General features: G+C 70.6%; 20 protein-coding genes and 1 pseudogene. 10 read left to right on the forward strand and 11 right to left on the reverse strand.

All coding sequences use genetic code 11. The features are described 5' to 3' along the window. Nucleotides 1–227: 227 nt before the first annotated feature. Both FHX32_RS30320 and FHX32_RS30325 read left to right on the forward strand, forming a co-directional pair. Nucleotides 228–1,106, forward strand: coding sequence for an IS5 family transposase (locus FHX32_RS30320; protein WP_486481402.1), 879 nt, complete (start codon nt 228–230; stop codon nt 1,104–1,106). A gap of 143 nt (nt 1,107–1,249) precedes the next feature. Beyond that, the gene (locus FHX32_RS30325; RefSeq protein WP_167190791.1) at nt 1,250–2,368 is read left to right on the forward strand and encodes an IS630 family transposase; all 1,119 of its coding nucleotides are present in this window, start codon (nt 1,250–1,252) and stop codon (nt 2,366–2,368) included. Between the two features lie 132 nt (nt 2,369–2,500). Here FHX32_RS30325 and FHX32_RS30330 read toward each other — a convergent pair whose 3' ends face one another. Further along, a complete protein-coding gene (locus tag FHX32_RS30330; RefSeq protein ID WP_167190354.1) occupies nt 2,501–3,343 on the reverse strand; it encodes a transposase family protein in 843 nt (280 codons plus the stop codon). A gap of 378 nt (nt 3,344–3,721) precedes the next feature. After that, the gene (locus tag FHX32_RS30335; protein WP_167190794.1) at nt 3,722–4,117 is read right to left on the reverse strand and encodes a hypothetical protein; all 396 of its coding nucleotides are present in this window, start codon (nt 4,115–4,117) and stop codon (nt 3,722–3,724) included. 34 nt (nt 4,118–4,151) lie between these two features. Between FHX32_RS30335 and FHX32_RS30340 the strand changes: the two genes are divergently transcribed. Then, a complete protein-coding gene (locus FHX32_RS30340) occupies nt 4,152–4,406 on the forward strand; it encodes a hypothetical protein (protein ID WP_088994233.1) in 255 nt (84 codons plus the stop codon). Between the two features lie 155 nt (nt 4,407–4,561). Here FHX32_RS30340 and FHX32_RS30345 read toward each other — a convergent pair whose 3' ends face one another. Beyond that, nucleotides 4,562–5,350, reverse strand: coding sequence for an alpha/beta fold hydrolase (locus FHX32_RS30345; RefSeq protein ID WP_167190797.1), 789 nt, complete (start codon nt 5,348–5,350; stop codon nt 4,562–4,564). Between the two features lie 80 nt (nt 5,351–5,430). Between FHX32_RS30345 and FHX32_RS30350 the strand changes: the two genes are divergently transcribed. After that, nucleotides 5,431–6,036: a TetR/AcrR family transcriptional regulator gene (locus FHX32_RS30350; protein ID WP_167190799.1), complete on the forward strand. Its 606-nt coding sequence runs from the start codon at nt 5,431–5,433 to the stop codon at nt 6,034–6,036. Nucleotides 6,037–6,187: 151 nt separating this feature from the next. On the opposite strand, the gene FHX32_RS30355 is transcribed toward FHX32_RS30350, so the two are convergent. Next, a complete protein-coding gene (locus FHX32_RS30355) occupies nt 6,188–6,742 on the reverse strand; it encodes a TetR family transcriptional regulator (protein ID WP_158289856.1) in 555 nt (184 codons plus the stop codon). Nucleotides 6,743–6,824: 82 nt separating this feature from the next. Here FHX32_RS30355 and FHX32_RS30360 point away from each other — a divergent pair, with 82 nt between their 5' ends. Beyond that, entirely contained in the window at nt 6,825–7,133 is a 309-nt protein-coding gene (locus tag FHX32_RS30360) for a DoxX family protein (RefSeq protein ID WP_486481412.1), read from the forward strand. 85 nt (nt 7,134–7,218) lie between these two features. Here FHX32_RS30360 and FHX32_RS30365 read toward each other — a convergent pair whose 3' ends face one another. Then, nucleotides 7,219–7,809, reverse strand: a complete 591-nt coding sequence (locus FHX32_RS30365; RefSeq protein ID WP_208419495.1) for a UPF0158 family protein — start codon at nt 7,807–7,809, stop codon at nt 7,219–7,221. A gap of 178 nt (nt 7,810–7,987) precedes the next feature. Between FHX32_RS30365 and FHX32_RS30370 the strand changes: the two genes are divergently transcribed. From FHX32_RS30370 to FHX32_RS30380, 3 genes are read left to right on the forward strand one after another with little or no spacing between them, the layout of a single operon-like run. Next, a complete protein-coding gene (locus tag FHX32_RS30370; protein WP_167190805.1) occupies nt 7,988–8,326 on the forward strand; it encodes a metalloregulator ArsR/SmtB family transcription factor in 339 nt (112 codons plus the stop codon). After that, nucleotides 8,323–8,799, forward strand: a complete 477-nt coding sequence (locus FHX32_RS30375) for an SRPBCC domain-containing protein (RefSeq protein ID WP_109901713.1) — start codon at nt 8,323–8,325, stop codon at nt 8,797–8,799. The genes FHX32_RS30370 and FHX32_RS30375 overlap by 4 nt, the downstream gene beginning before the upstream one ends. Continuing rightward, nucleotides 8,796–9,458, forward strand: coding sequence for a dihydrofolate reductase family protein (locus FHX32_RS30380; protein WP_167190808.1), 663 nt, complete (start codon nt 8,796–8,798; stop codon nt 9,456–9,458). The genes FHX32_RS30375 and FHX32_RS30380 overlap by 4 nt, the downstream gene beginning before the upstream one ends. Before the next feature lie 138 nt (nt 9,459–9,596). Here FHX32_RS30380 and FHX32_RS30385 read toward each other — a convergent pair whose 3' ends face one another. The 4 genes from FHX32_RS30385 to FHX32_RS30400 form a co-directional block, all read right to left on the reverse strand. Further along, nucleotides 9,597–10,742 (reverse strand): TIGR02679 family protein, encoded by a 1,146-nt coding sequence (locus FHX32_RS30385; RefSeq protein WP_208419496.1) that lies wholly within the window; start codon nt 10,740–10,742, stop codon nt 9,597–9,599. Between the two features lie 80 nt (nt 10,743–10,822). Further along, nucleotides 10,823–14,863: a TIGR02680 family protein gene (locus FHX32_RS30390; protein WP_167190813.1), complete on the reverse strand. Its 4,041-nt coding sequence runs from the start codon at nt 14,861–14,863 to the stop codon at nt 10,823–10,825. Then, complete coding sequence (locus tag FHX32_RS30395; protein WP_167190816.1) at nt 14,860–16,083, reverse strand: TIGR02678 family protein; 1,224 nt, start codon at nt 16,081–16,083, stop codon at nt 14,860–14,862. The genes FHX32_RS30390 and FHX32_RS30395 overlap by 4 nt, the downstream gene beginning before the upstream one ends. After that, nucleotides 16,080–17,738 carry a TIGR02677 family protein gene (locus FHX32_RS30400; protein ID WP_208419497.1) on the reverse strand — a complete coding sequence of 553 codons (1,659 nt, stop codon included), beginning with the start codon at nt 17,736–17,738 and terminating at the stop codon, nt 16,080–16,082. The genes FHX32_RS30395 and FHX32_RS30400 overlap by 4 nt, the downstream gene beginning before the upstream one ends. Before the next feature lie 323 nt (nt 17,739–18,061). On the opposite strand from FHX32_RS30400, the gene FHX32_RS30405 reads away from it, so the two are divergent. Beyond that, nucleotides 18,062–18,556 (forward strand): hypothetical protein, encoded by a 495-nt coding sequence (locus FHX32_RS30405; RefSeq protein ID WP_109901723.1) that lies wholly within the window; start codon nt 18,062–18,064, stop codon nt 18,554–18,556. A gap of 212 nt (nt 18,557–18,768) precedes the next feature. Further along, entirely contained in the window at nt 18,769–18,933 is a 165-nt protein-coding gene (locus FHX32_RS30410; RefSeq protein ID WP_158289858.1) for a hypothetical protein, read from the forward strand. On the opposite strand, the gene FHX32_RS34695 is transcribed toward FHX32_RS30410, so the two are convergent. Continuing rightward, nucleotides 18,920–19,822, reverse strand: coding sequence for a 3'-5' exonuclease (locus tag FHX32_RS34695; RefSeq protein WP_342447639.1), 903 nt, complete (start codon nt 19,820–19,822; stop codon nt 18,920–18,922). The two genes, FHX32_RS30410 and FHX32_RS34695, sit on opposite strands and share 14 nt — an antisense overlap. A 212-nt stretch (nt 19,823–20,034) precedes the next feature. Continuing rightward, nucleotides 20,035–21,060, reverse strand: a pseudogene (locus FHX32_RS35520) (UvrD-helicase domain-containing protein); the annotation flags it as partial. Nucleotides 21,061–21,064 lie beyond the last annotated feature (4 nt).

Genomic DNA, 21,064 nt, shown 5'->3' on the forward strand with positions numbered 1-21,064 from the left:
GGATGCCGGCATCGCTGACCGTCTGCGCGGTGCCGAGCTGCTGGGCCCCGAGCTGGACGCGGTGCTTCTCGAGTATCCGGCGGGCTTGACCTAAGGCGTGTTTCGTAAGTCGAGGGATCCGTACGAAGTCACGGCGTGGCGGTGGTCGATAACTGAAGAGGTCTCCGGTATTTGGTTCTGCGACCAAGCAAGAACTTCATACCGGAGACCTCGTGCCCAGCGTAGCGGTGACGAGGCGGCATGACCTGACCGACAGGCAGTGGGCTGTTCTGGCTCCGCTGTTGCCTGCCGCGCCGGCGACAGGTCGTCCGCCGAAGTGGGAGAAACGGCAGCTCATCGACGGGATCCGGTGGCGGATCCGGATCGGTGCTCCATGGCGGGACGTCCCGGCCGAGTACGCGCCCTGGCAGACGATCTACGGCCTGTTCCGCCGCTGGCAGCGTGACGGAACCTGGGACAAGATCCTGTCCGCGTTGCAGGCGGCCGGCGACGCGCAGGACCGGATCGCCTGGACGGTGAGCGTGGACTCGATGACCAGCCGCGCCCACCAGCACGCCGCCGGCGCCCGCACCGACGGCCATCTGCAGAAGGAAACACCCGGCGGTGTGCACGACGAACCCGCCGACCACGCGCTGGGCCGGTCCCGCGGCGGGCTGACCACCAAAACTCATCTGGCCTGCGAGCAGGGACAGAAGGTCCTCTCCCTGACCGTGACCGCCGGGCACCGTGGAGACAGCCCGCAGTTCATCCCCGTCCTGCGCCGCATCCGCGTGACCCGCCTCGGTGTCGGCCGGCCCCGCACCTGCCCCGACCTGGTCCTGGCCGACAAGGCCTACACCAGCCGCGGCAACCGCAGATACCTGCGCTCACGCGGGATCAAGGCCTGCATCCCCAGCAAGAAAGACCAGGACGCCCACCGCAAGGCCAAAGGCTCCAACGGTGGCCGCCCACCCGCGTTCGACAAGGATCTCTACCGGCTACGACACGCCGTCGAGAACGGCATCAACAGGCTCAAACGCCACCGCGGCGTCGCCACTCGCTACGACAAACTCGCCGTCCGCTTTCAAGCCGTCCTGACCATCACCATCATCACCGAGTGGCTCTGACCGGCTTATGAAACACGCCTTAGTGCGTTGTCCATGAACGTTTGCCGGGTCGGTGACACGCCGGGTGGCGTGCGTCCGGATGAGGTGGTGAGGGCTCACTCTCGACGGCGGTGATGGAGGCCGTTGAGAGTGGGGTGGGTGGATTGGTCGAGCCGGTACGGGCACGGCGGTTGACGCAGGACGAGGGCCGCAGGCTGCAACAACTCGTGCGACGAGGCAAGCACGACTCGGTCCGGGTGCGACGGGCGATGATCATCATGGCGTCGGCGTCCGGGACACCTGTCACGTCGATCGCTCGGTTGGTCGCCGCGCACGAGGACACCGTCCGCGACGTCATCCACCTGTTCAACGAGATCGGACTACGCGCGTTGGACCCTCAATGGGCGGGAGGCCGTCCCCGCCGGATCAATGACGACGATGAAGCGTTCATCGTCGCGACGGCCATCACGCGTCCGAGCACGCTCGGGCGTCCGTTCACCCGCTGGAGCCTGCGCAAACTCGCCGACTACCTCGCCACTGACGCCACCCGGCAGGTGACCATCGGCCGGGAACGGCTACGGCAGCTGCTGCGCGACAACCAGGTCAGCTGGCAACGCACGCGAACATGGAAGGAATCATCGGATCCGCACTTCGACGCCAAACTCGACCGGATCGAAGAGGTGACCAGGCGGTTCCCGCAGCGGTGTTTCGCCTTCGACCAGTTCGGGCCGCTGTCGATCCGCCCGCACCACGGTGGCGGGTGGGCGCCGCGATCGCATCCGGACCGGCTGCCCGCAACCTACAAACGCACGCACGGCATCCGCTACTTCCACGGCTGTTACAGCTTCGCCGACGACCAACTCTGGGGCGTGATGCGCCGCCGCAAAGGCGGCGACCACACCCTGTCCGCCCTGAAATCGATCCGAGCCGCACGCCCGGACGGCGCGCCGATCTACGTCATCCTGGACAACCTCTCGGCGAACAAGACCCCGGCCATCCGTCGATGGGCAGCCCGGAACAAGGTCGAACTCTGCCTGACCCCGACCAGCGCGTCATGGGCGAACCCGATCGAAGCCCAGTTCGGGCCGCTACGCACCTTCACCATGGCGAACTCGAACCATCCCAACCACACCGTTCTGGCCCGTGAAACGCAGAAATACCTGCGCTGGCGTAACGCCAACGCCCGTCACCCCGACGTCCTGGCCGCCCAACGCCGAGAACGCGCCCGCGTCCGCAGCGAACGCCAGCACCGCTGGGGCCGCCCCCGAACCAAGGCCGCCTGACGAGTCAGACCCGGTGAACGTTCATGGACAACGCACTAGGTGCTGGCCGGGCAGGCGGCCGTCGGGAGCGCGGCGAGCTTGTGCAGGTGCGCCGCCTGGAGGTCGGCGATGCGGTCCATCAGTGAGGTGATCTCAACAAGATTCGGGTAGGTAGCGGTATTCGAAGTGGGTGAGATGCAGTGCGGCGCGGACGGTATCGCCGGTTCTTCGTGGGCTGGCGGTGCTGTGCCGGAGGCTGCGCCAGCGGCCGGTGAGGATGGCGAAGCCGCGTTCTCCGCGGCACCGCATGGATCGAAGGACAGCGTTGTAGGTGCGGTTGTCGACGGCGAGGCGGCGGCCGTCGGCGGGTTGCTTGTACGGGGTGTGGATGCCCTGGCCGGCGCCCTCGTAGCCGGAGTCGGCCAATGCCGGCAGGTGCAGTTCGGAGGCCGCCCAATACAGGGCGCCGGTGACATCCAGTTGTTGGGCGCAGGTGAGGTCGTGCAGGTGTCCGGGCATCGCCTCGGAGGTCCAGATCGGTAGTCCGTCCGGGCGCATCACGGCCTGAATGTTCGCGCCGAAGTCGCGGTGTTTCCCGGAGTACCAGGCATCGATCGTTTCGCCCTTCACGCTCATGGTCGTCTCGGCCACTCGGTCGGTGTCGAACAGCTTGCCGTCGAGGATCACGTGCGACCAGCCCTCGCCGGCGACCCGCGCGAGGGCCTCATGCAGGGTGGGGGCCTGCGCCGCTAGGACCCGCACGGCCTCGGCGACATACCGGTAGGCGGTTGCCCTCGACACGCCGAACCCCGCCCCGAGAGTGGTCTTGTCCTCACCCTTGCGGAACCACACCAACACCAGAAGCGCCTGGTAGAAGCAGGTCAACGCCCGCGTTCCCGATCGGGTGCCCACCGCACGGCGCTCGGCGCGTAACAGCCGCGCCACGTGCTGAACGAGTTCCCTGGGCACGTCGAGCATGGCACGATAGGCGATCACGTGGGGTCCTCACTTGCTGGGCTGATCTTGTGGTGAGAACTGCCTACCGAGGGCCCCACGCCCTCCTCAAGCATCGTCCGATAAGGACGCATTCGCGCATGTCGCGCACGTCAAACGGCGATCCTTGTTGAGATCACCTCAGTGCGCGATCGGCGGCGATGGTCGTGTCCAGCTCGGCGCCGCTCGACGACGCCCTGAGGTAGACCGGGTAGCGCTCCTGTCAAGCCTCCAGGTGGGGCCACATCACACCGACACAACATTCGGCACCCCGACCGATGGGGCCGAATCACACCGCCAGGTGGGGCCAAGTCAAGCCGCTGAAGCCAGCCATCCCCACCGACACAGGCAGAACCGCTCATCAAGCCGATCTTGCGGAGATCACCTCACCGTCACACCATACGAGTCAGCCCGCCCGAGCATTTCAAGCTCAAGATTTCCGCAAGTTGCCTTCGGCATCGTCATACCTCGAAGTGTGTCTGCCAGACTCGGTCGCACGAGGATGCCGATCCAGCAGGCCGACAGTGGCGAGTGGACGGTTCCGAGGGTGCGCAATAATCTGCTGTTTCGGCCCGTGCTGCCGGAACGAAATCTCAGGAAGGGAGAGACTGTGACACGTCTCCGCTCGGTGGCCTGCTCGGCCCTGTTGGGAACCACGCTGGCGGTGGCTTCCACGACGGTGTTCGCACCTCCGGCGTCAGCCGGGTCGCTGTACTGGAAGAACGGAACCAACGTCTCGAAGTCAACGGTGTGGTCAGGAGCGACCGCCAGCAACATGCAGTGCTACTTCCCATCGGGATACAACGCGACCATGTGTATCCGGTTCGACCGGCGGGCCATCTACGTACGGAACGACAAGGCCAACGGCTATTTCAAGCTGGGGCAGTGGACCGGGGGCGGCAACACGTACATCTGCCAGAACAACCGCACGAAGACCTCGGGCGACGGCAGTTGGGTGGCCTGCCAATGGAACTGGCCGAAGAAGAACTGCTACACCAAGCGGACCGGATACGGGCAGCACGAATGGTACGTGATCAGCCCCGCCAGCGGCGTCAAGTGCTATTAATTCCATAGGAAGGGCACGCCCTGGCCCGCGCCGGAGCGCATCGCCGGCGACACTCCCCTGCTGGGGGCAGGAGCGTGTCGTCGGCGGTGCTCGCGACCGCGTACCCCATGCTTGCCTAGTACGGCCTGGATCCTCTGGATTCCATGGACCCCGGTTCACCGAACGCGTTCGTTTACTGCGCGCAGGTGTGCCGCGAGAGCGGCGGGTGCCTCGACATGTGCGAGGTGACTGAGCCCCTCCATCCAGGTCACGTGCGCCTGCGGCATGGCGGAGACGAACCGGTCGAGGGCTTCGGCGTAGGGAGCGCCGGTGGCCGCGCTGAGTGTGCCGGCGAGGATGTCGACGGGGATCCGCAGCGCCCGGTAGCGCTCGTAGTGGGGCGTGAACGCGTTCAGAGCGATGTGCTCGGCGGGCAGGGCCTGCGCCAGGAGTCGCAGGTGAGCCCAGACCGGGGACCGGCGCAGTGAACGGACACGGTCGTGGTCGTAGCCAGCGATCTCGATGTTGACGATCTCGACCAGCCGGTCGAGGTCGGCCTCCCGAGCGGCGTCGCGGACGGCCGAGGTGATGTGCTCGGCGAAGGGGCGCGAGACGGGCTCGTAGAGCACGAGCGACCGGACGTCCTCCCGCCGGGTGGCGGTTTCCGCGGCGATGAGCCCGCCGTAGCTCCAGCCGAGGAGATCCTTGGGGCCGGGGATCGCGTCGAGCACGGCGTGCAGATCGGCGATCTCCATCTCGACGCTGTACCTCTCGCCCTGCGGGCTGCTCGGCGCGCGCCCCCGGCGATTGACCACCACCGAGGGGCGGCCAGGGAGTGCCTGTACGAAGGCGCTCCAGTCCTGTGCGTCGCTCATGACGCCCGGGACGACGACCAGGGTTCCGTGCGGTGACGCCTCCCCGAGGACCGCGACCTGCCCGCCGTCCACCGTCACGCTCCATGTCACGACAGTCACCCCTTCTGTAGTGATCGTTCCAGTAATGGGGACTGTAACAGGTTCTGGAACGGTCGCTCTAGAATGAGGCGGTGACTCCGCCCCTTGGCCGCCCGCGTGGGTTCGACCGCGACACCGCGCTGGAGGAGGCCACCCGGCTGTTCTGGACTCAGGGCTACGACGCGACATCGCTCGCGGAACTCACCGAGGCCATGGGGATCTCGCCGTCGAGCCTGTACGCCGCCTTCGGCAGCAAGCGGGAGCTGTTCGAGGAGGCGGTGATGACCTACGCGCGCCGCTACCGCGAGATCTACGTCTCGGCGATCGCCGAGGAGCAGACCGCGCGGGCCGCGGTGGAGCGGATACTGCGCAGGTCCGCCGAGACCTTCACCGCCGAAGACGAACCGGCCGGCTGCCTGACGACCAGCGCCGCGATGATCGGCGGACGGGACACCATCGACGTGCGCCAGACGGTCGCCAGGCTCCAGCAGGCCGACGCCGACGCGCTGCGCGAGCGGATCGAGCAGGCGGTCCGGGCGGGTGAGCTGCCCCGGTCGACGTCCGTCGCGGCCCTGACCGCGTACGTCCAGTGCATTTGGCACGGCCTCTCGGCCATGTCGAACGCCGGCGCCCCACGCGCGCAACTGCTCGACGTCGTTGACGAGGCGATGCGGGCCTGGCCGCCCGGCCCGCGCTGACCTGGGACGCGTCCTGCACGGGCAGCAAGGAGCCCCGGCGGCGATCAACCGGTGCCTCCTGGTGCCCCGCGCGTCCCGACGTCACGTAGCGGGAGCACCGGCTACCCGGCCGGGCGCCGGATCGGGTGACGGGCACATCTGGCGCGGCTGGTCACGCCTCGGGGATCCGCACGCCGGGCGCCAACTCGGCGAGGAGATCGAACACGGCGCGCAGGTCCTCGGCCGGCAGGCGCGGCTGGGCCATGCTGGCACCGATCGCGATGAGGTGAGGAACGAGGGCTGCGATGTGCACCCGCCGCTCATCACGGAGAATCCGGGCCCACGTGCGGCGCAGGAACTCGAGCCGTGCGCCGTCCAGTCGTTCCTGTACGGCGCGGGCCGCCGGGTCGGTGACCGCCCAACTGCGTACCGCCCGTTCAAGGTCGGCATCGAACAGGCCGGTCAGGCGGTCGGTCAGGGCGCCGAGAGCGGCCTCGGCCGCGACCTGTTCCAGTTCCGCGGCGAGGCGGTCCAGCAGCGCCAACTGGTCCTGCTCGTGTCGCTCCAGCAGCGCCCGGCGATAGTCCTCCACCCCGGCGAAGTGATGGTGGAAAGACCCTTTCGTCAGGTTGAGGCGGGCCGCTATGCGGTCGGCCCGGACACCCGACGCACCGTCGGCCGCCAGCGCCTCAAGGCCTGCGGTGAGCCACCGTTCGCGCGTCGACATAAGATCAACATACCATACGGTATGGTATGTTGGTGCGATGCCGGCCCTTCCTGACCCGATCTGGCCCGTTATCCTTCTTGCGGTGATCTCGTTCGGCGACGCGCTGTTGTGCCTACGTCCGGCGGCGTTCATCGCGAAATGTCTGGAGGACGTTCACTGGCCCCGCCGCTACTGGTGGGTCCTCTCCGCCGTCAAGTTCGCGGCGGCCGCCGGCCTCGTCGCCGGCATCTGGGTGCCGTACATCGGGCTCATCACGTCGGCCGCGCTGGTGCTGTACTTCATCGTGGCGATCGCGATGCACATTCGTGCCCGCGACTTCGGCCGCAACCTCTTCGTCAACGCGACCGGCATGCTGGTGGTCTGCGCCCTCACCCTCATCGTGAGCTTCTGAGGGACGTCTCACAACTCGGTGAAGGCGCTGCCCCGTGGCCGGGTTGGTGCCCGATCTCGGCACCGGGCACGACAGGGGCACCAGGTCAGGGAAGGTCGGGATCTGGGTGCTCGGCCACGAAAGGCTCGCCCGTCTCGTCGTCGACCAGCGAGTTGTCGACCAGCCACTCGACCGCCCGCCGCTGTGCGCGCACGTCGCGGAAGGCGTACCACGCCGGCAGCAGGTGCGGCCACTCCTCGTGCAACTCGTCCTTGAACCGGCGAAAGGCGCCCTTGCCATGGATGGCTCGCGCGAGCTTGCGGCCGGCCGTCTCGTCGCTGATTCTCTCGGCAAAGTCGGCCATGTCCTGATACCAGAGGTAGGACGGCAGCGGATCGATGCAGATCAGGTCCAGATCATCAAGGTCAACGGGAGTGTGTCCATCGATGCCGCCGTCCGTCGTCCAGAGCACGATCTCGCCCGTCTGCGGGTTGATCAGCCATCGGTGCTCGTAGGCGGTCTGGTCCGCGAGCGCGGTAGCGATCTCCTCCAAGTCAACCCTGCTCAGGTCAAGCACATGGCCACCATAAACCGCTTCCAGCCGCGCTTCGAACAGCCACAGCGCGACCAGCGGCTGACGCGTGAGCTTGACCGTGCAGAGCGCGGCGCAGACCGCCAGCAGCCGGCGTCCCTGCACCGCTGGCCGGCAGGTCCAGGATCCGGCCCGCCGAGCGCGGCCAGATCCGCCCGGAGGGCGTCCGGTCCCCCGTATCGGCAGCGGTCGGCCAGCTACCGACGCCGCGGTAGGGCACTCCGGGGCGCGTCAAATACTTTGCCCTTGCGCTAAGTGTCGTTCCCGAACGATACTTAGCCACATGGCACAGTATTCGGCGCAGCTCGACGGCGTGTTCGTCGCCCTCGCCGACCCGACCCGACGCGGGGTCATCCGGCGCCTCGGCCACGGCCCGGCGAGCGTCGGCGATCTCGCCAGCGAGTTTCCGATGACCCTCCCCTCGTTCATGAAGCACGTACGGACGCTCGAGTCCAGTGGGCTGATCCGCACGACCAAGTCCGGCCGGGTGCGCACCTGTGTGCTCAACCGCGAGTGCCTCGCCGTCATCGACGACTGGCTCGCGGAGCAGCGCCGGATCTGGGAAGAGCGCACCGATCGCCTCGAACGCCTCGTCACCGACCTCGAGGAGAACCGACAGTGAATCCCGACCTGGACCTGACGCTGGAGCGGGTCATCCGCGCCCCCCGCGCCGCCCTGTGGACCGCGTGGACCGACCCGTCCCGCCTCGAGAAGTGGTGGGTCCCGGCTCCGACCCTGTGCCGCGTCGACCGCCTGGACGTCCGGCCCGGTGGCGCGTTCGTGACCCGACTGAGCGACGACGGGGTGGAGTTCGTCCCGCACGTCGACGCGACCTTCCTCGTCGTCGACGAGTTCGAGCGGATCGTGTTCACGAACGCGATCGACAGTGCCTGGAGGCCCGCGGACCCTACCCCGGTCCCGATGACCGCCGAGATCACCCTGAGCGATCATCCGGACGGCACGGACTACCGGATCATCGTCCGCCATGGCGATCCCGCCGCTCGCGCCCGTCACCAGGAACTCGGCTTCGCGCAAGGCTGGGGCTCGGTCACCGAGCAACTCGCCGGACTCGTCGAAGGCGAGGGCACGCAATGAAGATCGCCCTTACCGGATTCGTCACCCTCGACGGGGTCAGCCAGGGCCCCGGCTCGCCGACCGAGGATACGAGCGACGACTTCACCCGGGGCGGCTGGCTCGTGCCCTACCTGGACAAGCTCTTCGTCCAGCGTACCGCTGACTGGCTGGGTCTCGCCGACGGTCTGCTGCTGGGGCGGCGGACCTACGAGGCGTTCGCTCGCGACTGGCCCCGGATCACCGACCCGAACGACCCGTTCACCGAACGGATGAACTCACTACCGAAGTACGTCGTGACCAACACCCTCACGGAATCGAGTTGGCACCCGACGACCATGCTGCACGGCGACCCGATCCAGACCGTCGGGAGGCTCAGGGAGCAGCCAGGACGGGAACTCCAGATCCACGGGAGTGCGCGACTCGGCAGGGACCTGTTGTCGGCCGGCCTCGTCGACACACTCCGACTCGTCGTCGCCCCCACCGTGACCGGTTCCGGGCGACGGCTGCTCGACCGCCCGAGCGCGCCCGTCGGCCTCCGACTCGTCCGCCACGAGGCGACGGAGAACGGCTTGCTGCTGCTCGAGTACGAGCGTGTCGGCGCCGCCCCGGTGGCGGAATACGAGGGCGTCACAGCCTTCGGCGAGTCACCCCGCACACGATGTGGCCCGGCCACTGCCTGAACCTCCGAGGTCCTGCCCCGCCCCGGCAACGCGCGCCCCGGTGCCGGTGGTGTGGGCGGGCAACGAGGGCGGCCCCAACCGCTCCCGCAGAAACGGCCTACGCGGCGCTGGTGTTTCACGGGTCCGGCCCGCGGACGGCTAAGGTAGCTCACGCCGGCCGACGTGTGCTCCCATGTCGACAAGCAGGGAGTCGACCACCACTTCCTCCAGCAGGGCTATGCCGTGTGCACGGACGACCTCAGCCAGTTGCGGGTCCCAGGGGGTGTCGTCGACTCGACCCGCCGGTGGGCCCGCACTCGGCACGGCACGCCGGTAGTCTTCCGCCTGGAGCAGCCACGGTTCCGCGCCCGTCTTGCTCATTATGTGCGCCGCGATCCGCAGGCCTTCGCCGTCGACGTCTCCGTGGTAGCGCAGCTTCGCCCCGCTGGCAGCGATCTGTCGCAACAACATGATCGCCGCCGTGCTCGGCCAACCGGCGACGCAGACAAGGGGTGGGCAGGCGACACCGAACCGCTGTAGCGCGAGTGCCATCACCGCCGGGTTCTCCATGACGAACACCGGTCCCCGCAGTCCACCGACGGGGTGGTCCTTGAGGTGAGCCAGAGTGACCACGGATGCCTGACCGGCGTCGGCCCAGGTGCGTAATCCTCGGGCGAGTGGGCCGTCGCCGGCGGGCCGCATCCCCGCGACCAGGACGGAGGTTGACAGCTCGTCGCACGCGACGCCCGAGTACTCCCACAGCCGTCGACGACCCTCCGCGTCGGTCGGTGTCTCCTCGTCGCGCAGCACGGCCAACGCCCGAAGCACCACCTTGCCGAGCCGGCTGTCTTCGTCGAGCGCATGGGAGTCACCGGTGAGGCGGGCGGCCAGCACCGGGAGCGGTTCGCCGGCCGCGGGCAGTGCCGTAAGGACCTCGAATGCCTGCTCCAGCAGCGTCCGGGTGGCGGAGGTGTCGCCGGCGACGAGGCCGCCGGCGCGAACGCGTTCGAGCCAGGTGAGCAGGGCCGGCTCGGCGAGGACGGTGGGATGCTCGCGGGCCCACTGCCAGAGCTGGGCACGCTCGGCGGCCCGTTGCCGGCGGTCCTCCGCTCGACTGGTGAGGGGGCCACCGATCGCCTCCACCACGCCTCGGGTGTCCAGTCCGCCGGTGGCGGTCTGCAGGATCGCGTCGAGCACCCGGACGGAAACGGTCACCTCCGAGTCCGGGGTGTACGCCAGGCCGAGGAGGTCGGCCAGCGCGACCCGCTCGGCCGGCTGGAGGTCGTGCAGGCGTACTCGGCTCACCCGCCCGTCGGTGCCCTCGAATCGGCGTCGAAGCTCCGTCCAGAGTGGTGCGAGTTCGGGACGGTCGAACCGGGCTGCCGTCATGGCTCGTCGTCGGCCACGACGTCGTGACCGGTCCAGACGAAGCGGGCGGTGGTGACCGCGTCGTCGCCGTCCTCCCCGCCGGCGATCAACTGGTGGATGGCGATGCCGTCGACCTCCGCGTAGGTGCACCACTCCTGGTCGGAGGTGAGCAGCAGGTCGAGGTCGAGGGCTTTCAGCACAGCCATCAGCTGGCCGCGGTTGGTCTGGTCCACGCCGACGAAGACCTCGTCGAGGAGGATCAGTCGCGGCGCCGAGGGGGCTGCGCGGTAGTGCGCGCCGGCCGCTGCGAACAGCGGCAGGTGCAGCACGATGGCCTTCTCCCCGCCCGACTTGGCGCCGTGCTGGCGTCGGGTGACCGGCGACCAGTCGCCGGTGCCGGAACGGATCTGCACGACGAACCGGTGCCACCGCCGGTAGTCGAGGGCTTCGCCCAGCTGCTGCTCCCAGCCCTCGGTCGAACCGGCATTGCGGATGTCGTCGATGCGGGCGCGGAAGAAGTCGTGCAGGGCTGCCCGCTGGGTCTCGGTCAGCCGCGCCGGGTCCTGCAGCAGGAGTTCCCGGGCCTGCCGTAGCCGGGCGTCAAGGTCGCTGTTGACCTCCCAGATCAGTCGTACGCCGAGGCCCGACACGGTACGTACCCGTTCGAGTTGCGCGCTGACCTCGCGGACCAGGTCGGCGGCCTGCCGGATCCGCTGCGCGACGTGCCGGCGGGTGTCGCCGGTGAGGGTGCGGTCGAACAGCTGCCGCTCCTCCTCGGTCAGGTGAGCCCGCATCTCGTCCCGTTCGGTGGTGAGCCGGTGCACCAGGGCCGTGGGTGTGGTCGGCAGACCGTCGACGGTGGCGGTGACGATCTGCACGTCGCACTGTTCGTCGGGGATCATGGCCAGGTCGGCGTAGCCGGCAAGCGATGCGCTGATGAGGTGCAGCACGTTGCCCAGTTCGCCTTCGTCCTGGCGGAGGTGGCGGGGACCGTGTGGCAGGGCGCCGATCTCCTCGGCGAGCTGCCGCGCGGCCTGCAGGGTCGCGGTCACGGCACCGACGCCGGACAGGTCGGTGGCGAGCGCCGCGTCGGCGCCGAGCAGGTCGACGAGGCGGGCCAGGCGGGCCACCGCGTCGTCGCGGACTCCGGTGGCGTCGTCGCGGTCCTGCTCGGCGCGTTCGGCGCGGGCGTTGAGCTCGTGCAGTTGCCCGATCAGGGCCTCGTGGCGGGGGCGCAACCGTCGCAGGTGCTGTTTGAGTGCCTCCGCGTGGGTGCGTAGCCGGTGCACCTCGTCGAGGACGGCCCGGTACTCGACGCCGACGGTCCGCTCCACCGCCTCGAGGCGGGCCGCCAGGCCGGCGGCGGATTCCTCGGCGGCCTGGGCGCGGGCCGCTTCCTCCTCGGCCAACTCAATAGCGTGGTCGGCGGTTTCGCGGGCGTCGTCGAGCCGGGTTGCCGTGTGCTCCTCCCGGCCGCGGTCGGTCAACCAGCCCTCGGCCGCCTGCCGCAGTGTCCGCAGCGCGTCGGTCAGCCGGCCGAGGTCCGCCGCGGCGGTGGGCAGGCCGTGCCGGGAGCCGACGAGGGTCAGCTCGCGCAGCGCGGCGCGGACCACCTCGTCGGCGGCGACAGCCTCACGGGCGGCCTCGTCGAGCAGGTCCTGCGCGCCGGCGAGCTTCAGCTCGGCCCGGTCGATCTGTTCCGCCGCACGCCCGAGCGGGCGGTGATCCGGTCGTGCTGCCAGCTCCGCCTGAAGCGTGGTGCGCCGCTCGGCCAGGTGCCGGGTCGCCTCGGCCACCGTGGCGCGTTCGGCGTCGATGTCGGCGAGTTCAGCGGTCAGCTCGGTCATCTCCCGCTGCCGGGCCCGCTCCCGGGCTGCCGCGCCCAGGAACTCCACGTCCGGCTTGCCGGAGCTGCCGTGCAGCGGGCCGAGCCGCCAACTGCCGTCGGCGCCGACGGCGGCGACGTGATGAGGGGCGCTTGGCCCGAATGCCACGCCGGCGAGCGCGGTGGCGACCAGCGGCGCCGGCACGGGCGCCCGCTCGTCGGGAGCGAGCACCGCGAGCAGGGACTCGTGCGGCGCGGGCAGCGCGGTGGCGGCGGCGAGGTAGGTGTCGTGGCCACGGCGGTCCGAGGTCACCGATCCGTCGGGCCAGATCCAGGCGTCGAGCAGACCGGACGCCTCGAGGGCGGCCTCCACGGCGGGCTGCACCTCGGTCGGCACGTCGGCCCGCCAGTCCACCAGGCGCCACAGCGGTGCGCCGGGTCGGTCACCGCGGGGCGCCGTCCGCTGCCGCGGCGCCACCGGCTCGTGCGTGGCCGCACGCGACAACGCCGCCAGCCTGCCGGCGAGCGGTTCCCGCCGCCGAACCAGCTCGGCGTCGCGTGCCCGCCGCTCGGCGTGCGCGGCGGCGAGCTGTTCCCGTACGGCGGCCGACAGGTCGCCGACCAGGGCGTTGAGCGCTACCTCGTCGCCGGCCAGGTCCGCCAGTTCCGTCGCCCGGTCGGTGACCGGCAGGACGGCGCAGCCCGACGCCCAGCGGGCGATGGCGTCGCGCAGTTCGGCGACCTCGTCGTCGTACGCCCGCTTGACCTGCCGCAGCGCGGCGCTGGCGGCGTCGCGTTCGGCCGTCCGTCGCTCCCGCCGGGCCTGCGCCCGGTCGCGCTCGACCACCGCTCGTTCGTGGTCGGCCAGCGCGGCGGCGACGGCGGCGATCTCGTCCTCTCGGGCGCGGATGATCCCGCGCAGCAGGTGACGGGCCCGGTCCGCGGTCTCGGCGGCGAGCGGTTCGACGTGGGCGGCCATCCCGGCGGCCAGCGCCGCGGCGGTGGTGTCGCGCCAGGACCTGCCGGTCTGCGCGGCGGTGGTGGCGAGTTCGGCGACGAGCCCCTCTGCCCGTTGACTGGCCCTCGCGGCCTCCGCACGGCGGCTGGCTGCCGCGACGGCGGCCTGCTCGACGGTGCGTCTCGCGGTTGCCGCCTCCCGCCGCAGCTGGTCGAGTTGCTGGCCCTCGCGGTAGGCGTCGCTGTCGCGTAGGCCGCCGATGGTCTCCTCGGTGACGGTCTGGTCGCGCTCGTTGTCGCTGATGGCCGTGCTCACCTGCGCCAGCTCGGCGGCGGCTGTCGCGTGTTCCTGCCGGCGTTGGCGGGCGTCGCGGGTGACGTTGTCCAGCTTGGTGGTGGCCGCGACGACCTCGGCGGCGCCGCGCCGCAACGCCCGGCGCGCGTACCGTTGCTGGCGCTCGGCGAGCCGGCGTGCCGCGGTCACTTCCTCGTCGAGCCGAGCCAGGCGCTCGCGCCGTCGGTCCAGCTGCTCGAAGCCCTCGGCGATCTCGGCCAGGTCGGCGGCGTCCAGCGGTGGCAGGGCCTTCGACAGCACCTCGGACAACGCGTCGGGGTTCAGGTGCTCGGACAGTTTCGGGGTACGCAGCTGCAGCAGGGTAGCGATCAGCGCCTCGTACTGCGTCTCGCTGAGCCCACGGAACAAGCTCTCCCGTACCGCGCGCCGGTAGGACTCGGCGCCGGTGTGTACGGCGCCGCGGTCACCGAGTGCCTGAGCAAGGTCCTGGCGGGTCAACGGGACGTTGCCGTCCTTGACCAGGGACAGGCCGGCGGGCTCACCCACCCGCAGTTCGGTGGTGAAGTAGGTGGCGTCGACGGTGCGGGTGTTGGTGGAGGCGGCCAGCCGGGCGCCGCAGGTGAACCAGCGTGCTCCGTCGTCACCGTCGTGCCCGAACTCCAGCCACACGTAGCCCACCCGGGTGGTGTGCGGGTAGCCGTCGCCCATCAGGTTCCAGTGCATGGTGCGTTCGGAACCGCCGAAGGTGGACAGTCGCGAGGGGCGCAGGTTGGCGTCGAGCAGGTAGGGCAGCAGCAGTTCCAACGCCTTGGACTTGCCGGTGCCGTTGGGTCCCCGCAACAGCAGCCGCCCGCGGTGGAAGGTGAACACCTCGTCGTAGTAGCGCCAGACGTTGAGCACGCCGGCCCGGGTGGGCTGCCAGCGGTCGGTACGCAGCGTGCCGGCGGGAGCGTCGCCGCTGGGCAGAGTCAGGACGGTCACCGGCGGCTCCTCGCTCGGGTGGGGCTGACGACGGTGGGCGCGCCGATGGCGTAGCGGGCGGCGGCGGGCAGCGCCCGAACACTTCCGCCGGCCCGGTCGACGAGCCCGAACCGGCCGAGCAGGGCCAGCGCTTCCCCGGTGAGCCGCTGCGGGCCGCCGTCGGAGCGGTAGGTGCGCGCCCACTGCGGCACCGCCGCGAACCGGGTGGCGAGCTGCCCGACGAGCTGTTCCTCGCCGACCGGGTCGGGGCGGGCGGCGAGGACGGTGTCGAGCAGCAGCAGCGCCGCCTGCCCGGCGACGCTGCCGGAAGCCGGGAACCTCTCGTCCGTGGCCAGGGCATCCGGGTCGACGGCAAGGAGCCCTTCGGCGCGTTCCTCCAGCAGCATCCCGGCGTCGGCCACCGCGGTGCGCAGCATCCGACGGCCGGTGATGCTGGCGGCGTAGGCGCGTTGCGCGTCGGACAGGTCGCTGAAGTAGACCACCGGGTCGTCGAGGAGCCGCCGCACGATGGAATGCCGCAGCCACCGGTTGCGCTGCTCGTCGGAGACGTCAGCGGCGGGATCGTCGGCGCCGCCGTAGCGAGGCTCATGCACCAGCGCCGCCACGTCCCGGTCGGGTAGCCGCGACGGCGCCTGCCGCGCGGCGAGCAGCCGGACCAGTCTGCCGCTGTCGACCCGGTAGAGCACCTTGGCGTCGGCGTGCTGCAGGTAGGCGTCGGTGCTGCCGTCGACGGCGGCGAGCACACCCAACTCCTCCAGCACGAGCAGGGCGTCGACGTACGCCCGGCGGTCGTCGTGCCGGGAGCTGTCGAACGCGGCGATGTCCGGCTCGACGGCGGACGCCTGGGCCAGCCGCTCGGCCACGATGCCGATCGTGGTCACCGGCCCGGCCAGCAGCTCGGCGGCCACCAGGCAGAGCAGGGTGTAGCGGCGACGGTCAAGCGGGCTCCGCGCGCCACGCGGACGGCGGGCCGGACGATCGACCGGTGGCCGTGGTGACGTCTTCATCAGCCGGGCGTAGCCGGCGCGGGGTTCGACGACCAACCGCCAGCCGGCGTGCGTGTCGAACCACGCGACCAGATCGGCGCGGTGCCGCACGACCAGGGCGAAGTCGGCGGCCGCGGTGTCGCGGGTGAGCACGGGGCGGGCCAGCAGGGCTCGGATCGCCTGGGCCCGCTCGGCCGCCCGCTCACGGTCGAGCTCGCTGCGCAGATCGCTCACGCCGACCGCCCGTCGATCACCATCGGGGCCTCGCTGCCGAGTCCCGGCGGGCTGGCGTCGCCGGGCGCCACGAGCCGCTCGGCCTCGTCGTGAATCGCCGGCAGGTCGGGGGGCTCGGTGTCCATAGCCTGGCGGGGAAAAGCGGGCGTCGGGCGGGCCTCGCTGATCGAGACCAGCAGATCGGGGGCGGACAGTACGCCGTGCGGTGTCCGCAGCAACGCGCGGCCGGCACTGTCAGCGCCGGTGAGCGTCACCACCAGCCGACCGTCGGCCGTCGCCGCGCGACGCACGCCGTGCCGTTCAGGGGCGGACAGCGCCCGCGACAGCAGCTCCAGCAGCCGCGCGAAACCGCCCGGGTCGAGCCGCCCGAACGCCGACAGTCGCACCGGCCCAGGCGTGGCCAGCTGCCGCCACGCCCGCTCGAGTTCCGCCCGCTCCGCCACCACCCGCTCGCGGCGCAGCCGGCGTACCTCGGCGGTGTCGCGGACCCTGGCCGTGCGGGCGACCTTGTCCGCCTGCCCGGTGGTACGCAGCAACGGCGACACAGGCGCCGCCGGCGCGTGCCACCACGACGTGGTGGCCGGTACCGCCGTCGGGTCGTCCAGTGCGAGGTGGGTGTGCCGGGCGGGCCACAGCCCGAAGGCGGCGGACCACAACGTGTGCGCCGCCTCGTCGGAATCACAGGTGGCGAACCAGCGGGCCAACGCACGGAAGTCGGCGGCGGTGCTGGTGCCGCGCCGCCGACTGTCGGTCAGCCGTTCCAACGCCCGCATCAGCGCGACGATGGCACGTCGGGCGACGTCGGCGAGCTGGTCGATGCGTGGGCGGGCGCCGTCGCCGGGCCGGAACCACGAGCACAGGCCGTCCCACCGCGCGGCACGCTGCTCCAGCCAGCGCGGGGCGGGGTCGCTGCTGCCGGGCAGGGTAGGCAGGTCGGCGCCGCGCAGGGCCCGGTGATGCAGGACGGTGACGCCGCGCTGCTGGATGCGGGCCACCGCGTCGGCGATCGTCTGCCGGCGCCCGTCGAGGTTGGTGACGAACTCCGACAGGTAGGCGATCGTGGCCTGCTTGACCTCGGCGAACGTGTCGGGATCGGCGCCCTCCTCGCGCAGCAGCCGCTGAAGCTGGCCGTTGAACTGTTTGGTGCTGGCCCGCAGACCGGCGAGGTGCCCCTCGAGTTCCATGAGGGCGGCGTAGACACGGCGGTCCGCAGCGGCGTCGTCGGCGAGCAGATCATGCAGCTCACCGAGGCGATCGAGGATGGCGTCGAGCACCGCCGTCTGCAGCGCCCCGGTCGAGGACAGGTGCTGCACCGCGTGCAGCACGCCCTCGTAGGCGGCCTCCCCCTTGCGGCTCAACGAGTAGTGCAGGTTACGCCGTTCGTACTCGGCGGCGGAGGCGTAGTGGGCGCTGTGGTTCTGCGTACGCTCGATGAGCCCGTACTTGTGCAGCGCCCCGAGGGTGTAGTCGAGCGAGCTGTCGGCGACCGGCTCGTACCAGCCGACGCCGGGCAACGCCGCGAGGATCTCGTCGAAGGTCAACGCCGCGACCAGCCGCTCGTGGGCGTCGCCGAAGACCTGCATGACGGCGGTGTGCAACTCGGCCCGGTCGGTGGTGGTGAAGGCGAACATGTCCGCCGGGACCTGGCGGAACATCGGTCGGGAGCGTGGACCGTCCACCACGTGCCCTCCCCTGCTCGTCGTACTGCGGACGTTCCCGCAGGCTACCGGGCGGCACCGACAGGCCGCCGCATCGCCGGCCACCGGCGCCGCGGGATCGATCGCGCCCAGCCCATGGTGGCACCACGCCGAAGGGGCTGGCCCGACCGGACAAGACCGCTTGGCCCGTCCGCAGGCCTGCGTCACCCCTTCGTGATCAACTTTGGCCCGTCCGGCCTGCGGGAATGGCCAGTCCCGCTCCCGGTCTCCGGATCAACACCTGATCTTGGATGTCGTACCCGCACGGCACGATGTGCGCCATGACGACGCACCACCCGACCACCCGCCGCCTGGTCTACGGCCACGCGCAACTGCACGACTGCCTCGCCTTCGCCGACGCGAACACCGCCGCCGAGGAGGCCGAGGAGATCAAGGCGCTCGCCGCCGCCCGCACCTGGGGAGAGGCCCGCCAGGTCCGGATGACCCACCTGTCGAATCCTGCCGCCGCGGATGAAGACTTCCCCGACGAGGATCCCGCCGACAACGAGCCCTTCGAGATCAACGAGCTGAACTCGGTCGCAGAGGGGGACTGGCCCCCGATGGTCACGGAGCGGGCCTTCAAGCTGCTCCCCGAGGACCTGCAGGACCAGTTCGGCGAGCGCCGGTTCACCGCACTCAACGGGGACTACCTGGAGATCCCGGTCGACCGCGAGGGCGAGCTGGTGGCGGAGCTGCGCAAGCGCGGCTACGAGGTCAGCCGCGACGACGAGGTCATCAACGTGCTCGACGGCCGCAGCTTCAGCCCACTCGGCTGAGCGTCTCCCTCCTTCCGCCGGCGGCGTCGCTCCTTCGGCGGCGCCGCCGGGGGATCCGGAAGGAACCGGAGGACTCAGGTGGTGGCGAGGGCTGCTCGTCGCTCTCGGTGGTCCGCCTTCAGGCCGGCAGACAGCCACAGCATGGCCCGGTCAAGCTGGCCCAGTTGTCGGAGCGGGCCGCTGAACGAGGCGAGCCGATCTGGAGCGCGCTCGTGGTCGGTAAGGACACCCGCCGGCCGCACGAGGGCTTCTACGCGCTCGCCCGCCGGCTGCGCAGCGAGTACGCGAACCTCGACGACGAGGTGCTGTGGCAGAAGGAACGCGAACGCTGCTACGCCGGAGCGCGCTCTGGCGGCATCCGCGTCAGCGCGCGTTAACGGACGTCAGGAACGGGCTGGGCTGCCCGCTCCAGGACACGTGCAGCGCCTCCCGCGCCCGCGTACTGGCAACGAACAGCAGGCACCGCTCCCGGAGCAGGTCACTTTCGTGCTGCATCGGATCCACCTCGGCCGGCGTGACCTCCTTGGCGAACGGCACCGACCGCGCCGTGACGCCGACCACCGCCACGCACCGGAACTCCAGCCCCTTCATCGCGTGCATGGTGGCGAGCCGCACCCCGTCGACGTCTGCCCCGGGCTGGTCCCGAACCCGCACAGAAGGAATCCCGGCGGCGGCCAACTCCTCCTGCACGTCGCTCAGCGTCAGGTTGAACCTGGCGCACACAGCAATCTCGCTCGCCGCCACACCCTGCTCCAGCCACTCCCCCACCCGCTCCACGAGCGCGGCGATCTCCGCCTGGCTCGTCGGGTACCCGGCGGCGTGGGGTCGCTTGCCGTGCAGCAGTGACCGGTAGCCGGCGAGGCTGTCGTCACCGTCGCCGCCGAGGTCCTCGATCCGCGACCCGACGAGCACGCCGGTGGACCAGGAGAGGATCTCCTCGGTGCTGCGGTAGTTGACCCGCAGCCGGCTGCTGCGCCCGGCGACGGAGATGCCGAGGGCGTTCAGCGAGACGCGGGAGTCGTAGATCCGCTGGTGCGGGTCGCCGGTGATGAAGAGGTCGTCCGGGCCGGGCGCCACCGCGGCCCGCAGCACCCGCCACTGCGCGGGATGCAGATCCTGCGCCTCGTCGACGACGACGTAGTCGTACCCGTGGTCGGTGAGGTCGGCGCCGTCGAGCAGCTGCGCCGCCCGCGCGCAGATCTGCAGGTGGGTGGCGGTGCCGGCGGCCGACAGCTCCTTCTGGAACATGTCCACGGCGTCCCACATCCGGTCGCGCTGCCGCGGGCCGAGCGCCGAGCCTCTCCCCGCCGGCTGGCCGCGCGGTACTCGTCCCGGCTCTGCACGTTGTGGGCGAGGATCACGTGCCGGAACTCCTGGGCGAGGAACTGCTCGGTCCAGGGCAGGTTCAGCCTGCGGCCCACGCGCCGCCAGACCTGCCGCTCGTCCACGTCACCGATGGGGGTCGGCACCCGCCCGGCGAGGGCCCGCACGGTGCGGTGCGCGAAGGCGTTCACCGTGGTCACCTCCACCCGCGCCAGCTGCTCCTCGTCGTCGAGGAGCAGCGCCAGGTTCTCCCGCAGGGTCGCGGCCAGGGCATTGGTGTACGTGGTGAGCAGCACTCGGCTGTCGGGCGTACGAGAGAGCAGGTGCTTGACCCGGTGCAGCGCCACCACCGTCTTGCCGGTGCCTGGCCCGCCGGTCACCCGGGCCGGCCCGTTGCACGAGACCCGGTACGCGACACGCCGCTGCGACGGGTGCAGGAAGACCCGCCAGGCGGCGAAGGGCTTGTCGAGGATCTCGGCGAGCTCGTCCGGCCGGGTCACCAGGGTGATGCGGTTGGCGGTGTTGGCGATCGCCACGGCCAGGCTCTCGCTCGGCTCCGGCGGCGCGTCCGCCGGCCGGCGCTCGGCCACGACGTCGCGATAGACCTCGTCCGGCGTGAAGCCCTCGGTGAGGTACTGCAGCACCTCGAACTGGTCCTCGGGCAGCAGCGTGCCGAACGCGTCCAACTGCCGCTTGTCGATGATCGTGCGTACCGCCCGCAGCACCTGGTCATCGATGCCGAGGTGACGCAGCACCGTGTCGGAGTAGCGGGCGAACAGCAGGCTCGGCGCCTCCGCAGCGGCCTTTTCCAGCGCCGGGGTGAGCTGCTCGATGGCGACGACGTTGCGGACCTCCAGCGCCCGCGTCGCCGTGTAGAGCCGCTTCGCGGCCCAGGTGTACGCATCGTCGTGCGGCACGACGTTGAGCAGCAGAAAGGTGTCGCTGCCGTCGTCGGGCGCCAGCACCACCTCACGCCAGAAGTCCGTAATCCGGATGGTCCGCATCCGCGGGTCCGCGCATTGTTCACCGACGCCAGGGTGCAGGCTCCTTGTCGGCGTGCAAATCGGCGATGCTGAGCTGCTGGAACTTCTCCATCGCCTTGCGTGCACCGACGCTATCGGCTCCTGGCCGCTCGGCCAGATCACCGTACGCGAGCTGTCCATAATCCGACAGTGATTCATCACC

It is taken from the genome of Micromonospora sp. CNZ280 (genome assembly GCF_011759515.1).

Coding starts and splice junctions, on each gene's coding strand:
- FHX32_RS30335 (WP_167190794.1), bottom strand. CDS start 4,117: ATGTTGCTGGCGGTCGCTCCTGACCACACCGTTGACTTCGAGACGTTG.
- FHX32_RS30340 (WP_088994233.1), top strand. CDS start 4,152: ATGTGTATCCGGTTCGACCGGCGGGCCATCTACGTACGGAACGACAAG.
- FHX32_RS30355 (WP_158289856.1), bottom strand. CDS start 6,742: ATGTCGACGCGCGAACGGTGGCTCACCGCAGGCCTTGAGGCGCTGGCG.
- FHX32_RS30370 (WP_167190805.1), top strand. CDS start 7,988: ATGGCACAGTATTCGGCGCAGCTCGACGGCGTGTTCGTCGCCCTCGCC.
- FHX32_RS30380 (WP_167190808.1), top strand. CDS start 8,796: ATGAAGATCGCCCTTACCGGATTCGTCACCCTCGACGGGGTCAGCCAG.
- FHX32_RS30400 (WP_208419497.1), bottom strand. CDS start 17,738: ATGTTCCGCCAGGTCCCGGCGGACATGTTCGCCTTCACCACCACCGAC.
- FHX32_RS30405 (WP_109901723.1), top strand. CDS start 18,062: ATGACGACGCACCACCCGACCACCCGCCGCCTGGTCTACGGCCACGCG.
- FHX32_RS34695 (WP_342447639.1), bottom strand. CDS start 19,822: ATGTGGGACGCCGTGGACATGTTCCAGAAGGAGCTGTCGGCCGCCGGC.